Below are 14435 nucleotides of genomic sequence, written 5' to 3'. Positions count from 1 at the left end.
TATTTCTCGTGACGGCGTCGGATGCGCGGGGCAAGCTGCTGGCGGCGGCGCGGCGGCGGTTCGCCGCAACCGGGACACTGGCCGCCACGCTGGAGGAAGTCCGGCGGGAGGCCGGTGTCAGCGTCGGCGCGATGTATCACCACTTCGCCGATAAGGCCGCGCTGGCGGCTGCGGTGTACGCCCAGGTGATGACGGAGTACCAGGACGGTTTCGTCACCATGCTGCGCGGGCACGCGACCGCCGAGGGCGGCATTCGCGGGGGCGTCGACCACCACCTGCGATGGGTGGCGGCGCATCGCGGCGAAGCGGCGCTGTTGTTGGGCGATCGACTCGACAGCCCGTCGCTGCGGCAGTCCAATGCGCTGTTCTTCACCGCTGTTCACGATTGGTGGCGCCCACATCAGGGCTACGGCGCACTACGGCCCATCCAGACGCCGATCACGGCCGCATTGTGGTTCGGGCCGGCCCAGGAGTTCAGCCGTTACTGGCTCGCCGGCGGAGCCGCGAAGATGCCGCGCGGTGCCATCAAAACCTTCGCCGATGCGGCGTGGGCAGCGTTACGCGCCAAGGGCACTGAGTGTGAGGAGGAAGGATGACCGAATCGCTGTACCAACGTTTGGTCGCTGAAGGAGATGATCCGGAGGCGCCCGAGCGGGTCCGCGTCGAACACCGCGGCGACCGGGCGGTGGTGACGCTGCACGAGCCCGACCGGCTCAACGTGCTGTCCGCGCCGCTGGTGCGACAGTTGCGGCGCGCGCTGACCACACTCGACGACGACCCGCAGGTACGCGCCGTGGTGGTGACAGGCGCGGATCCCGGCTTCAGCGCCGGGGGCGACCTGAAGATGATGTCCGCCATCACCGAACGGCGAGCTGATCCGGCCCCGGAGGGAGTCGCCGACGTATGGCGCTGGATTCGCCGTGAATTCGGTGGTGTCGCCCGGCTCATCGCCACCTCGGACACGATCTTCATCGCCGCGCTCAATGGCGCCGCCGCGGGTGTCGGCCTGGCGTGGGCGCTGACCTGCGATCTGGCCATCGCCGGCGACCGGGCGGTGATCGTGCCCGCGTTCGGTCGGCTCGGGTTGCTGCCGGAGGTGGGGACCAGTTGGGCGCTGACCCGCCGGCTCGGCTACCAGGGCGCGTTGGCCTACTACCTGCGTGGCGAGCCCATTGACGCTCACACTGCGCAACGGCTGGGTTTGGTGCACGAGGTCGTCGCTCACGATCAGTTGCTGACCGCGGCCGACGACTGGTGCTCACGGGTGGCGGCAATGCCCGCCCACGCCACAGCGATGGCCAAACCGCTGCTGCGCGCGGCGGCCGATGCCAGCTGGCACGAGGCGATGGCGCTCGAGGAGTTCGCCGAACCGGTCTGTTTCAGCACCGCCGCGTTCGCCGACAACGTGCGCACCATGTTGGCCGGGCACCGAGACCCGCCGCGGCGACCCGACTAGTTCAGCGTGCCGCCCGCGCCGCCCGCGCCGCCGGCGCCACCGGTCCCGCCGTCGTTGGGCTCACCGGGGAGGCCCGGGGCGCCGGGCGCACCGCCGGTGGAGCCGCCGCTGCCGCCGTCACCGCCGTCACCGCCGGTGCCGACCGAACCGTTTCCGCCGGCCCCGCCGGCACCGCCTCGCCCACCGGAGCTGTCCACCTGGTCGGCCGCTGCCCCGCCGCTTCCACCGTTTCCGCCGTCGGCGCCGAACCGCCCGCTGCCGCCGGCCCCGCCGACTCCGCCGGCACCACCGTTCCCACCAGTCGAGCCGATGCCGCCGGCCCCGCCCGAGCCACCGTTGCCGCCGAGGCCCCCGGTGCCCATCGGATTGTTCAGACCGGCACCGCCCGCGCCGCCTGCGCCACCGTCGCCGTCATCCCCGGACTGACCGGCCACGCCGATCCAGGCGTTGCTGGCGCCCGCCCGCCCGGCCTGCCCGCCGTCACCGCCGTCGCCGCCGTGGCCGCCGTTGGGCTGGGACGCGGTCCCGGTGGCACCTGCCGCACCGGTGCCGCCCGAACCGCCGGCACCGCCGTCGCCGCTATTGCCCAGGAACCACCCGGCGCTCCCACCGACTCCGCCGTTACCGCCGTTGCCGCCGTTCAACGCCGTTATCACGGTGTTGTTGACCCCGGCCCAACCGGACCCACCGACGCCACCGGCCCCGCCGAAGCCCCAGGCGGCCAGCGCGTCACCGCCCTCGCCGCCGTTGCCACCGTCGTGCGTCACCAACCCGTTGCCGTCGAAGGTGTCGTAGAAGCCGGTGCCGCCCCGGCCGCCGACACCGCCGTCGCCGAGCCACCAGCCACCAGAGCCACCTTGACCACCGTCGCCGGCCTCGATGACAGTGCCGTTGGCGCCGAGGAAGGCGGCCGCACCCTGACCGCCCGCGCCGCCGTTACCGAACATTCCGGCGTCGCCACCCACACCGCCCATACCGTCGTTGATCCCGGCCACCCCCGCCACACCGGTGCCGCCGTCACCGAACAGGAATCCGCCGTCGCCGAGGTCGCCCAGCCCGAGCCAGCCGAACAGCGAGGTGTTGATGCCGGTGAACCCATCTATGCCGTCACCGATCAGGTTCCGGCCGAACATCAGGACCCACGGGGTGTTGATCAGATCGATCGTGAGTTGGTTGCCCGCGTCGTGCATCCAGACCTGAATCGCACTGTGCAGCGGCAAATAGAAGCTCTCGTGGTAGAGCTCGGTCCAGTCACCCGGCGAGAACATGTCGAAGTCGGCCGGCCCGATGTCGATCGGATCGGCGCTGGCCATGCCGACGTCGACCGGATCGAACACCGACGGATCGAACCAGCTACCGGGGTCCAGGAAGTCGAAATCCGCCTGCGCCGAGGGCGCGGTCGCCACCGGTGTCAGCGCAAGGGCCAGGGCCGCTGCGGCGCCACCCACCGTCCGACACAACCGTCCGGTTGCGGTGACCCCACGCTTGCCGATTCCGCGGCCATGACGACGGTTCATTTTCCGAAGACCTTTCTGGGACAAATCCGTGCGGACAAATGCGTGGTGACGGGCCGAATCGACCTCAGGCGGGGCTGATCATGTCCAGGCCGAAGATGTCGGTGATCCAGGACAGGTCGGGATTGCCGTCCACCAGCGAACCGAGGAAGTCGGTGAAGTCCGACGTGCCCGCCGGATCGGTGGCCATCGCCGAACCGCCGAACAGCGAAGTGGGGTCCTGGATGTCGAAGTAGACGCGTTGCGCGGCGTTCCACACCGTCGAGAAGGGCTCCTCCGCCATGAATCCGCCCGGGAAGTAGGTAGTCGGATCCTGCAGTTCCTTGATCGCGTCCTGAACTCCTTCAGTCCAGGCGTTGGCCAGTGCGGCGTTGATGTCCGCCCAGCTGATGTTGCTCGGCAGCAGGTCCCAGCTGATGGTGGTCGGTACGTTGGCCGGCCCCTGATTCCAGCCTTCGGTGAGACTGCCGTAGCCCAGGTTCACCAGGACGCGCATGCTGGGTTCCAACAGGGCGGCCAGCGGGCTGCCCCAGACCGGGTTCAGCCGCAACAGATCCAATAGCGGCAGCGTCTCGGCGGGGATCATGTAGTAGTTGGTCAGGCTGTCGGGGTCGGTGGTTTCCAACGCGATCGCGTTTGCGATGTCATCCTCGCTCAGCCCGAAATATCCGATATGGGTCAAGAACATGCCGGCGATGGCATTGAGCGTTGACAGCAGGTTCAGCGGGTACCGGGGAAAGTCGGCGTAGCCGTCGTATTCCATCGTGTAGACGTCGGTGGTGAAGTAGTCCGGAGTCGGATGACCAAGGGTCATTCCGTTCCAAAAGCTGAGGTTCCCGCCCCAGAAGTTGAGCATTTCGACAATACCGCCGTTGGGGTTGGCGGCGTTTCCGACCAGCACGAAGTGGACGTCCTCGGCCGGCACACCCTGGTGGTAGAGCTGCTCCATCGTCATCGACGACATCGCCGCGCTCTGCGAGTAGCCGAACACGTACACCGGGTTGTCGGGGCCGGCTTGGCCGCTGGCGATTTGCTCGTTGATCGCCGCGGCAAGGATCTGCGCCCCTTGGACTTCCGAGACGTTGCCCGGGAAGTAGAGCTGGGGGGTGAACAGCGACTCTGCGGTCCCGGTGAAGCCGTTCGGCCGCAGGTACATGATGTCGGCGGCGTTGACGTATCCCTCCGACGGCAACGGAATACCGCTGCCGCCCATGACGAATGCAGTTCCTCCGCCGGCTGCCGCGGCGACATCGTCGGAGGCAGTCAGCTGGACCTGAGGTGGCACGGCAACGGCCGATGACGCCGCCGCCGACGGCGAGGTCGCGCCGCTGACACCGACCACAACGCCGAGCACCACGAAAATGCTTATGGCAGCGAGGACCGCACGCAGGTGGCGAGACGACCCTGTGCCCCGCAAGCCCGACATCGCTGTGATATCAGCCATGGAAACTCCCTGAAAGCCCTCGAACATGTCACCAACACGATGCGGAACTGCAACCGAAATTACATCACGCACAACAGCTTTAGTCAGGGGAACCGCAGAAAGCCAGCCAAACTGACATAACTTGCGTTATTGGGACGTGATGATAATTTTCGCTATTTCGCCGTGCCCGAAACTTCGGAGGACTATCGTCCGCGTAAAGTGTCCAGCGTGGATATAACTGGAGCAAGCGCGATCGTCACCGGTGGCGCATCAGGAATCGGCGCGGCTACTGCCCGCCAGTTGGCCGACAAGGGTGCCCGGGTCGTCGTCGCCGACCTACAGGCCGACAAGGGGGAGGCGCTCGCCCACGAGATCGGCGGCGTGTTCGTGTCCGTCGACGTCACCAATACCGAGCAGATCATCGATGCGGTCAACACCGCCGCCGACCTCGGCCCGCTGCGGGCGCTGGTGAACTCCGCCGGCATCGGCTGGGCCCAGCGGACCATCGGCAAGGACGGCGAGTTCGAGTCGGCGCACAACCTGGACGCCTACCGGAAGGTGCTGGCGATCAACTTGATCGGCACCTTCGACTGCATTCGGATCGCGGCCACCGCGATGAGCCGCAACGAGCTCACCACCACCGGCGAGCGGGGCGCGATCGTCAACATGACCAGTGTCGCGGCATTCGACGGTCAGATCGGGCAGGCCGCCTACTCGTCGTCCAAGGGCGGCGTGGTGGGGATGACCCTCCCGGTCGCTCGCGACCTGTCGGCCGTCGGGATCCGCGTCAACACCGTCGCGCCCGGCCTGATCGACACCCCGATCTACGGGGAGGGCGAAGCCTCGGAGGCCTTTAAGGCCAAGCTCGGCGAATCGGTGTTGTTCCCGCACCGGCTCGGCAAACCCGAGGAGCTGGCGTCGATGGTGATCGAGCTGCTCACCAACTCCTACATGAACGCCGAGGTCGTCCGGGTGGACGGTGGCATCCGGATGCCACCGAAGTAATCGCACCGCTGAACGAGAAGGCCCCCGTTGCGTCGGGGGCCTTCGCCGTCGGTCATCGGTCAGCTCAGCCCGCGGCCCCGTTCGTTACCGTGGGACTCGACAGGGACCACGTGCGGTCTGCGGCCGCAGTGAATTCGAGGAGCACGGTGACGACACCAGCGGCCGGGCACCAACCGGCGGAATCCACCGAGGACGCCGGCGCCTTCGCCGATCGGATCACCGATGCGCTCGATGCCGCCAGCCTCACGTTGCTGCTGAGCCTCGGGCATCAAAGCGGCCTGTTCGATGCCATGGCCGGGCTGTCAGCACCGGCGACCAGTGCGCAGATCGCCGATGCCGCCGGCCTCAACGAACGCTACGTCCGGGAATGGCTGGGCGGCGTGACCGTTGCCGGCGTCATCGACTACCACCCCGAGACGGCAACTTATCGATTGCCCGAGCACCGCGCAGCGGTGGTGACCCGTGCCGCCGGGCCCGCCAACCTGGCGCGCGTCGCGCAATACATCGCACTGCTGGGCGAGGTCGAGCAGCGGGTGTTGACCTGTTTCCGTGACGGTGGCGGGCTGGCGTACAGCGAATATCCCCGCTTTCACACCGTGATGGCCGAACGGAGCGGCGAAGTGTTCGACGCCGCACTTGTCGAGGTGGTGTTGCCGCTCGTCGACGGATTGCCCCAACGCCTGCGAGCCGGCGCGGACGTCGCAGATTTCGGCTGCGGCAGCGGCCACGCCGTCAACGTCATGGCGCAGGCATTCGGCAACAGCCGCTTCACCGGCATCGACTTCTCGGCCGAGGGCATCGCGCGAGCGAGCCGGGAAGCCGAGCAACGGGGCCTGACGAATGCGACGTTCGAGAGCCATGACCTGAGCACGTTCGACCGGTCCGGCGCCTACGATCTCGTCACCGCGTTCGACGCCATCCACGATCAGGCGCAGCCGGCGCGGGTGCTGGAGAACATCCATCGGTCGCTGCGTCCCGGCGGCATCCTGCTGATGGCCGACGCCAAGGCGTCGAGTCACTTGGAGGACAACGTCGGTGTCGTCACGAACACCTACCGGTACACGGTGTCCTTGATGCACTGCATGCCGGTGTCGTTGGGGTTGGACGGCGCGGGTCTGGGCACCATGTGGGGCCGTCAGCTGGCCGTGTCGATGCTGGTCGATGCCGGCTTCGCCGACGTCGAATTCACCGAGATCGCCGAGGACCCGTCGAACTACTACTACATCGCGACCAAGAGCTGACGGTGGTGGACTCCCCTACCGTCAACCGGCCGAGCTGATCTCCGCCGGTATCGGACCCGCTCGCCCCGGCCGTCGCGCGGCACCCCAGAGGCCGACGCCGATGCCGACTATCGCACCGCCGAGGCCGATGAGCTGCTGGCCGCGTTTGAGGTCGGCGTGCACGCTCATCCCGCCCAGCAGGTCGGCCGCATCAGCACCACCCGAGGCCAGAAACCAGCCGCGGGTGTCTCGGCCACGCACCCCGGCGTACAGCAAAAGGCCTCCGATCAGGGCGTCGCGGTAACCCATCGACCGCAGCAGCAGTCGGGCCGAAGGCCCCGGGTCGTCCGGCTCCCCCCAGATCCGGTTCGCCCGAAGGGGATCGACCAGGAATGCGACTCCCGAAGCCAGCCGAATGCTGCCGGCGACCAGCGCGGCGCGGTCCATCACCATGGACCGCAGCCTAGGGCGGGCTACGGGCGCCCGCAGCTATTTCCAGGCGAAGACGGGTTGCTCCAGCTCATCGACCGGGTCTCCTCGGCCCTCCAGGCACAACCACCGCAGTTGCAGCAGCACCGCACCCGTCGGTGCATGGATGAGGTCGTTGCCCAACGGGATCTGCACCACCGGACGCGGACTCTCCGGGATGGAGATGAAGCGTGGGGAATCGTCACGCTGCAATTGGTGCAGCCCGACCCGGTAGACCGCCACCACCTCGTCGGGCGCAGGCCGCGGATCGAGCCGACCCCCACCCCAGACCACGACCGGGCTGATGACGTACCCCGAGCGGGTGGGGTAATCGTCGAGGAGCCCCAGCACCGCCGAGTCGGGCAGCCGGATGCCGACCTCCTCGTCCAACTCCCGCAGCGCAGCGTCGACCGCGGTCTCGCCGGGATCCAGTCGGCCGCCCGGCAGCGCCCACTGCGCGGCGTGCGAAGTGAGGCGAGACGTCCTGCGGCACAACAGGAAAGCAGCACCCCCGGACACGTCGACCATGCGGCCGTCGAGGCCCGCCTCCGGCATGGGCCGCCCACCGATCCAGTCGTCCACGGGCGCGGGGTCGACCCGGTCTTCGCCGATCTCGGAGTCCACGAGCACCACCGCGACGGCCGCATGCCGCTTCGACGGGTCCGTCACGACCCGGCGGTCGTGCGCCACCAGGCGTGCCCGGATCAGGTCCTGCAGCGCGTCGTCGTAGCCGATGCTCACGGCGTGATCGGTCAGCCGGCGTTACGCGCCAGGTTGATGGCGTACTCGCTGACGAAGTGCCCGGCGGCGGGTTCGCCGGCGCCGCAACTGCCGTCGGACTCCCCGACCCGCTTGACCCACAGGTAGGCATCGGCGTGCGCGCCGGCGGTGTCGGTGGTCGGCGGCGTACCGAGGGCGCGTCCACTCGGGTTGCACCAGCCGTACGGATCGCCTTCGGCGGGACCGGCCCCGTTGCGGGAGGTGTCGATCACGTAGTGCTTGCCGCCCGTCATGCCGGAGATCTCTTCGCCGTAGCCGATCTGCTCTTCGGTGGTGAAGTAGTTCGTGGAGTTGAGCGCGAAGCCCCGCGCACGTGCCACGCCGGCCTGGTTGAGGCGGTTGGCCATTTCACCGGCGTTGACCCAGCGCGAGTGCCCGGCGTCGACGTAGACGGCGGTGGCCGGGTTGCGTCCCAGCGTGTCGACGGCGTAGCTGATCAGGTCGAAGCGCTCCTGGCGCTGGTCTCCGGAGAGGCAGTCGGCCATGGCCAGCGCGTCCGGTTCCAGGACGATCGCGGCCGGCGAACCACCGATGCCGTCGGCGATGCCGTCGATCCAGGCGCGGTAGGACGCACCGGATGAGAAGCCGCCGGCGGCGTAGCTGCCGCAGTCGCGGTGCGGGATGGCGTAGAGCACCAGCACCGGCATGGCACCGGCCGCAGCCGCCGCCCCGGTGTGCCGGGCCACCGTCGAGCCGACAGATCCCACGCCGAACGCCTGGTCGAGCCAGTACGCCTGCGGCGTGTTGGCGACCCGGGCCAGTTCGGCGCTGTCCGGCTGCGCGTTGGAGGCATGCATCGCCTTCGAGATGGGATCGACATAGAAGGGCATGCCGCCCAGCGGGTTGTCCCCGTCGGCCTGGGCAACGCCCGCGCCGGCCAGGGCCGCAACGGCAAGGAGGGGTGTGAGGCAGCGCGCGACCGCGCCAAATGCTGAGGGGAGCACAGCCAAAAATTACCTTATGGCCGACCCGAGGTCACAAGACGGTCACGATCGCGGCGCGGGAGGCTCAGCCCAGCAGCGCGTCGACGAAGGCAACGGGCTCGAACGGCGCCAGGTCATCCGGCCCCTCGCCCAGGCCCACCAGCTTGACCGGCACACCCAGCTCCTGCTGCACCCGGAACACGATGCCGCCTTTGGCCGTGCCGTCCAGCTTGGTCAGCACCACTCCGGTGATGTCGACGACGTCGGCGAACACCCGGGCCTGCGCCAGGCCGTTCTGCCCGATGGTGGCGTCGAGCACCAGCAGCACCTCGTCAACGGACGCACGGCGTTCCACCACCCGTTTGACCTTGCCGAGTTCGTCCATCAATCCGGTCTTGGTGTGCAGCCGGCCGGCGGTGTCGACGACCACGACGTCGGCACCGGACGAAACGCCCTTGTCGACGGCGTCGAACGCGACCGAGGCCGGGTCCGCACCCTCGGCGCCGCGCACCACCTCGGCACCCACTCGCGCCGCCCACGTCTGCAGTTGGTCGGCGGCGGCGGCACGGAAGGTGTCGGCCGCGCCCAGCACCACCCGCCGGCCGTCGGCCACCAGCACCCGGGCCAGCTTGCCGACGGTGGTGGTCTTGCCGGTTCCGTTGACGCCGACCACCAGCAGCACCGACGGGTGCTCGTCGTGCGGCAAGGCCTTCACGGAGCGGTCCAGCGCGGGCTGCAGCTCGCCGATCAGCACCTCCCGCAGCACCGTGCGAGCCTGGCCTTCGGTGCGCACCTGACCGCCGGCCAGCTTTTCACGCAGCTGGGTGACCACCGCTTCAGTGACCACCGGCCCCAGGTCGGCCACCAGCAGGGTGTCCTCGACGTCCTGCCAGGAGTCCTCATCGAGGTCGCCCCCGCCGAGCAGCCCGAGCATGCTGCGCCCCAGCGCATTCTGCGACTTGGCCAACCGGCCGCGCAGCCGCTGCATCCTGCCTTCAACCGGCTCGATGTCCGGTTCGACGACCGGCTCGACGGCCGGCTGGACGGCTTCGGCGGGCGGTGCTTGGGGTTCGGGGGGCGCTTCGGGCAGGTCGACATCGGTGATGGTGCGCCGGGGGGCGTCCCGCGGCACGGTCGCGTCGTCGCCGATGACGGGGGCTGGTGCCTCCTCGGTCCGGCTGAAAGTGATGCCCGACGAAGCAGCGTAGCCGCCCGAGCGGTCCAGGCTCTCGCGTTGCGGCGCGGACAGGCTGATGCGCCGACGGCGGTGGCGCACCAGGCCGAAGATCAGTGCGGCGATGACGACGAGTGCGGCGGCGACCGCTATGGCGATCCAGAGACCTTCAGACACCCCGCCATTGTTTCAGGACCCTGGCGGGCGGGGCTTGTCGGTGCTGCCCGGCAGACTGCGAGCAAGACGCCAACACGCGTAATCTGCAACTACTTGAGCTGCCATCGAGAGGAGGTGCATCGTGACTGAGCTGGCCGATCTGCCGTACGGCTTGATCACCCTGGAGCAGTGGGATGCGCTGGAGATCGCTCACGCGCGACGGTGGGAGCTCAGTGAGGGAACGCTCATCATGTCGCCGCGCCCACAGCTGATACATCAAGAGATTTCGAAACGACTGACCCGTCTCCTCGATGATCACCTACCCGCTGGGATGCGGGTGCTTCCCGAGATCGAAGTGACAACGAGTTCCTCGTACCCGCCGAGCGTGCGCGACCCCGACATCGTGGTGATTCATGACGGTGCGTTCGAGCGGAACGCCACTCGGGTGCTTGCAGCCGACGTGGTGCTCGTCGTCGAGATCGTTTCTCCCGGTTCGCGCGGCATGGACCACGTGATGAAGTTGCACGAGTACGCCAAGGCCGGCATCGAGCACTATTGGATCGTCGACGCCGACGCGCCGTCCGACGAACGGTTCCTGGCCTACCGCCTCGACGGCGACGTGTACCGGCAGGTCTCGGCGCTCGACGGGAACCAAGTTCACCTGCGCGAGCCCGTCGACATGGAATTCACCCTGGGCGACCTGACCGGCTAACTCGGGCTGGAGACAAGCTCTTCGCCGCGGATGCGCTGGGAGATCACCGCGGTGATCCCGTCGCCCTGCATGGTCACGCCGTACAGCGCGTCGGCGACCTCCATGGTCGGCTTCTGGTGGGTGATCACGATCAGCTGCGAACGGGCCCGCAGCATCTCGAACAGCGCCAGCAGCCGACGCAGGTTGGTGTCATCCAGGGCGGCCTCGACCTCGTCCATGATGTAGAACGGCGACGGGCGGGCCCGGAAGATCGCGACCAACATGGCGATCGCGGTCAGCGACTTCTCCCCGCCGGACAGCAGTGACAGCCGCTTGACCTTCTTGCCGGGCGGGCGAGCCTCGACGTCGACGCCGGTGGTCAGCATGTCGGTCGGGTCGGTCAGCAACAGCCGGCCCTCGCCGCCCGGGAACAGCGCCGCGAACACCTCGCGGAATTCGCGCTCGACGTCGGCGTAGGCGTCGGTGAACACCTGCAGGATGCGGGCGTCCACGTCGGAGACCACGTCGAGCAGGTCTTTGCGAGCCGCCTTGACGTCTTCGAGTTGGGTGGACAGGAAGTTGTAGCGCTCTTCGAGTGCCGCGAACTCCTCCAGCGCAAGCGGGTTGACCCGGCCCAGTTCCGCCAGTTCACGCTCCGCACGCTTGGCCCGGCGCTCCTGGGTGGGCCGGTCGAAGGGCATGGGGGCCGGGGCCGTGACCTGCTCGCCGCGTTCGCGGGCCTGCTCGAACTCGGCCATCTCGAGTTCGGTCGGCGGCAACGGAACATCGGGACCGTATTCGGCGATCAGATCCTGCGAGCTCATCCCGAACTGTTCGAGCACCGTCTGCTCGAGTTGCTCGATGCGCAGTGCGGCTTGCGCCTTGGCGACCTCGTCGCGGTGCAGCGACTCGGTGAGCGCGGTGATGCGGGTGCTCAGCGAGTTCACCTCGTCGCGGACGGTGGCCATCGCGGCGGCCCGCTGCTGGCGTTCACCGGCCAGCCCGTCTCGGATGCGTGACGCCGCTGCCACCACCAGTTGCAGGCGCCGGGCCAACGCAGACCCGGCGTCGGCCACCGCGGCCGCCGTGGTGGCAGCGAGTGCGCGGGCCGCGCGGGCCTGCTCGGCGCGCACTCGCGCCTCCCGTTCGGCGGCGGCTGCTCGGCGCAGCGAATCCGCCTTGCCACGAACGGCGTTGGCGCGTTCCTCGGCGGTGCGCACCGCCAGCCGCGCCTCCACCTCGACACCGCGCGCCGCCTCGGCGGCGGCCGCGATCTGCTCCCGGTCCACCGGTTGCACGGCGGCGGTCGGCTGGTCCTGCTCGGCGTTGCGCAGCCGGGCCTCCAACTCACCCAGTTCGGTGACCGTCTGCGCCCGGCCGGCCTCCAGTTCTGCGCGCTCCCGCAACTGGCGACGCCATTCGGTCTCAGCGGCGCGGGCCTCGTGACCGAGCCGGCCCAGCTGCTCGTGAGTCGCGGCGATGGCGGCATCGGATTCGTTGAGCGCTGCCAGCGCCTGCTCGGTGGCATCCTGGCGAGCGGACTGCTCGGTCAGCGCGCCGGACAGCGCCGCGCTGAGCTGGCCGACCTGCGTTTCGGCGCCGGCAAGTTCGGTGCGGGCTCTGTCGATCTCGCTGTTGATCTCCAGAGTGGACGGTTTGCGGTCCGAGCCGCCGCTCACCCAGCCCGCACCCACCAGATCGCCATCGAGGGTCACCGCACGCACACCCGGACGGGTCGTCACCAACTCCAGCGCCGCGGGCAGGTCGGCGACCACCGCCACGGCCGACAACATCGCCGTCATCGCACCACGCAGCCGGTCCGGGGCGTCAACCAGGTCCAGCGCCCACTGCGCGCCATCGGGCAGGGCGGCACGCTGTTCCGGCGCCTGCGGCAGCGGCCAGTCCCCCAACACGATCGCGGCTCGTCCGCCGTCGGCGCTCTTCAGCGCGTGCAGCGCCGCACGGGCCGCGCCGGCGTTCTCCGCGGCCAGCGCGTCGGCCGCCGACCCGAGCACCGCGGCCAGCGCCGCCTCATACCCTGAGCGCACTTTGACCAGCTTGGCGATCGACCCGAAAAGTCCGGAACCACTGTGGTTCTGAACCAGCCAGGCCGCGCCGTCGCGGCGTTCCAGCCCCATGGACAAGGCGTCGATGCGGGCGCGCAGCGAGGCCACCTGCCGTTCGGCGGCACGCTCGGCGGCCTGCAGTTCGGCGACCCGCTCGTCGGCCAGCCGCAAGGCGGCCACCGTCCGCTCGTGTTGCTCGTCGAGGCCGACCTCGCCCTGGTCGAGCTCACCCACCCGGCCCTGCACCGTTTCGAACTCCGCCTGCGCGGCCTGGGCCCGCGCGGCGGCCTCTTCGATGCGCCCCGACAACTGCGCCACATGGGCGTCGATCGACTCAACACGCGCCCGGACGGTCTCCACCTGACCGGTCAGCCGGGCCAGGCCCTCGCGACGGTCGGCTTCGGCACGCACCGCGGCCAGATGCGCCTTCTCGGCCTCAGCGCTGCGGCGTTCGCGTTCGGCCAACTCGGCGCGGGCGGCCTCCAGCCGGGTGCCGGCGTCAGCCAGTTCGGCCAGCAACTGCTGCTCGCCGGCGGCCACCTGCTCGGCCTCGGCCTCCAGCGCGTCGGGGTCGACGCCGCCGGTGGTGATCGGCTCCTCGTCGAGGTGCTGAGCGCGCTCGCTGGCGATTCGCACCGTGGCGCTGACCCGCTCGGCCAGCGCCGACAGCGAGAACCAGGTCTGCTGGGCGGCCTCGGCGCGCTGCGTCAAGGTGGCGACCGCGGACTCGTGGGCGGTCAACTCGTCGGCGGCTGCCGTCAGTCGCTCGGTGATCTGGTCGTGTTCGCGGCGCAACGTCGCCTCGGCGTCGCCTGCGCCGGCGAACTCGGTCTGCCGCGTGACCAGGTCGTCGGCGGTCAGCCGCAACCGGGCGTCCCGCAGGTCGGCCTGGATGGTGGCGGCACGGCGCGCCACCTCGGCCTGGCGGCCCAGTGGTTTGAGCTGGCGGCGCAGTTCGGTGGTCAGGTCGGTCAGCCGGGCCAGGTTGGCCGACATCGCGTCGAGTTTGCGGACCGCCTTTTCCTTGCGTTTACGGTGTTTGAGGACACCGGCGGCCTCTTCGATGAACGCCCGGCGGTCTTCGGGTCGCGACTCGAGGATCTGCGCCAGCCGCCCCTGGCCGACGATGACGTGCATCTCGCGCCCGATCCCGGAGTCGCTGAGCAACTCCTGGATGTCCATCAGCCGGCAACTCGAACCGTTGATCTCGTATTCGCTGGCGCCATCGCGGAACATCCGCCGGGTGATCGACACCTCGGCGTACTCGATCGGCAGCGCGTTGTCGGAGTTGTCGATGGTGACGGTGACCTCGGCGCGCCCGAGCGGGGCGCGGGAGGACGTGCCGGCGAAGATGACGTCTTCCATCTTGCCGCCGCGCAGCGTTTTGGCGCCCTGCTCGCCCATCACCCAGGCCAGCGCGTCAACCACATTGGATTTGCCCGAGCCGTTGGGCCCGACCACCGCGGTGATACCCGGCTCGAAGCGCAGAGTCGTCGGCGAGGCGAAGGACTTGAAGCCCTTCAGCGTCAAACTCTTGAGGTGCACGGGGTGTGAGACTA

General features: G+C 69.2%; 12 protein-coding genes. 5 read left to right on the top strand and 7 right to left on the bottom strand.

Features of this window, described 5'->3' with window-relative positions; genetic code table 11:
* Positions 1 to 8: 8 nt before the first annotated feature.
* Both G6N19_RS16960 and G6N19_RS16955 read left to right on the top strand, forming a co-directional pair.
* Positions 9 to 596, top strand: coding sequence for a TetR/AcrR family transcriptional regulator (locus G6N19_RS16960; RefSeq protein ID WP_083040059.1), 588 nt, complete (start codon positions 9 to 11; stop codon positions 594 to 596).
* Positions 593 to 1456 (top strand): enoyl-CoA hydratase/isomerase family protein, encoded by an 864-nt coding sequence (locus G6N19_RS16955; RefSeq protein ID WP_083040060.1) that lies wholly within the window; start codon positions 593 to 595, stop codon positions 1454 to 1456. Before G6N19_RS16960 ends, G6N19_RS16955 begins: the two co-directional genes overlap by 4 nt.
* On the opposite strand, the gene G6N19_RS16950 is transcribed toward G6N19_RS16955, so the two are convergent.
* Positions 1453 to 2973 (bottom strand): hypothetical protein, encoded by a 1521-nt coding sequence (locus tag G6N19_RS16950; protein ID WP_193465342.1) that lies wholly within the window; start codon positions 2971 to 2973, stop codon positions 1453 to 1455. The two genes, G6N19_RS16955 and G6N19_RS16950, sit on opposite strands and share 4 nt — an antisense overlap.
* Before the next feature lie 64 nt (positions 2974 to 3037).
* Positions 3038 to 4414, bottom strand: a complete 1377-nt coding sequence (locus tag G6N19_RS16945) for a PE-PPE domain-containing protein (RefSeq protein ID WP_232062416.1) — start codon at positions 4412 to 4414, stop codon at positions 3038 to 3040.
* A gap of 207 nt (positions 4415 to 4621) precedes the next feature.
* Here G6N19_RS16945 and G6N19_RS16940 point away from each other — a divergent pair, with 207 nt between their 5' ends.
* Both G6N19_RS16940 and G6N19_RS16935 read left to right on the top strand, forming a co-directional pair.
* Positions 4622 to 5398 (top strand): SDR family NAD(P)-dependent oxidoreductase, encoded by a 777-nt coding sequence (locus tag G6N19_RS16940; RefSeq protein ID WP_041318263.1) that lies wholly within the window; start codon positions 4622 to 4624, stop codon positions 5396 to 5398.
* A gap of 146 nt (positions 5399 to 5544) precedes the next feature.
* On the top strand, positions 5545 to 6639 hold the full coding sequence (locus G6N19_RS16935) for a class I SAM-dependent methyltransferase (RefSeq protein ID WP_193465341.1): 1095 nt from the start codon (positions 5545 to 5547) through the stop codon (positions 6637 to 6639).
* A 21-nt stretch (positions 6640 to 6660) separates the two neighbouring features.
* Here G6N19_RS16935 and G6N19_RS16930 read toward each other — a convergent pair whose 3' ends face one another.
* The 4 genes from G6N19_RS16930 to ftsY form a co-directional block, all read right to left on the bottom strand.
* Positions 6661 to 7071, bottom strand: a complete 411-nt coding sequence (locus G6N19_RS16930) for a DUF4267 domain-containing protein (protein WP_193465340.1) — start codon at positions 7069 to 7071, stop codon at positions 6661 to 6663.
* Between the two features lie 36 nt (positions 7072 to 7107).
* A complete protein-coding gene (locus G6N19_RS16925) occupies positions 7108 to 7827 on the bottom strand; it encodes an NUDIX hydrolase (RefSeq protein WP_193465339.1) in 720 nt (239 codons plus the stop codon).
* A gap of 11 nt (positions 7828 to 7838) precedes the next feature.
* Complete coding sequence (locus G6N19_RS16920; protein WP_193465338.1) at positions 7839 to 8810, bottom strand: glycoside hydrolase family 6 protein; 972 nt, start codon at positions 8808 to 8810, stop codon at positions 7839 to 7841.
* Positions 8811 to 8874: 64 nt separating this feature from the next.
* A complete protein-coding gene (ftsY, locus tag G6N19_RS16915) occupies positions 8875 to 10140 on the bottom strand; it encodes a signal recognition particle-docking protein FtsY (protein WP_193465337.1) in 1266 nt (421 codons plus the stop codon).
* Positions 10141 to 10261: 121 nt separating this feature from the next.
* Here ftsY and G6N19_RS16910 point away from each other — a divergent pair, with 121 nt between their 5' ends.
* Positions 10262 to 10831: a Uma2 family endonuclease gene (locus G6N19_RS16910; RefSeq protein ID WP_193465336.1), complete on the top strand. Its 570-nt coding sequence runs from the start codon at positions 10262 to 10264 to the stop codon at positions 10829 to 10831.
* Here the strand turns inward: G6N19_RS16910 and smc are convergent.
* Positions 10828 to 14421 carry a chromosome segregation protein SMC gene (gene smc / locus G6N19_RS16905; RefSeq protein ID WP_013829578.1) on the bottom strand — a complete coding sequence of 1198 codons (3594 nt, stop codon included), beginning with the start codon at positions 14419 to 14421 and terminating at the stop codon, positions 10828 to 10830. The two genes, G6N19_RS16910 and smc, sit on opposite strands and share 4 nt — an antisense overlap.
* Positions 14422 to 14435 lie beyond the last annotated feature (14 nt).

The organism is Mycobacterium novum (assembly GCF_010726505.1).
In the GTDB taxonomy this organism is placed as follows: Bacteria; Actinomycetota; Actinomycetes; order Mycobacteriales; family Mycobacteriaceae; genus Mycobacterium; species Mycobacterium algericum.
This window is presented reverse-complemented; position numbering and strand designations above follow the sequence as displayed.

Bases quoted from the DNA above. Each gene is read 5' to 3' on its own strand.
- G6N19_RS16955 (WP_083040060.1), top strand. From the start codon at position 593: ATGACCGAATCGCTGTACCAACGTTTGGTCGCTGAAGGAGATGATCCG.
- G6N19_RS16950 (WP_193465342.1), bottom strand. From the start codon at position 2,973: ATGAACCGTCGTCATGGCCGCGGAATCGGCAAGCGTGGGGTCACCGCA.
- G6N19_RS16945 (WP_232062416.1), bottom strand. From the start codon at position 4,414: ATGGCTGATATCACAGCGATGTCGGGCTTGCGGGGCACAGGGTCGTCT.
- G6N19_RS16930 (WP_193465340.1), bottom strand. From the start codon at position 7,071: ATGGTGATGGACCGCGCCGCGCTGGTCGCCGGCAGCATTCGGCTGGCT.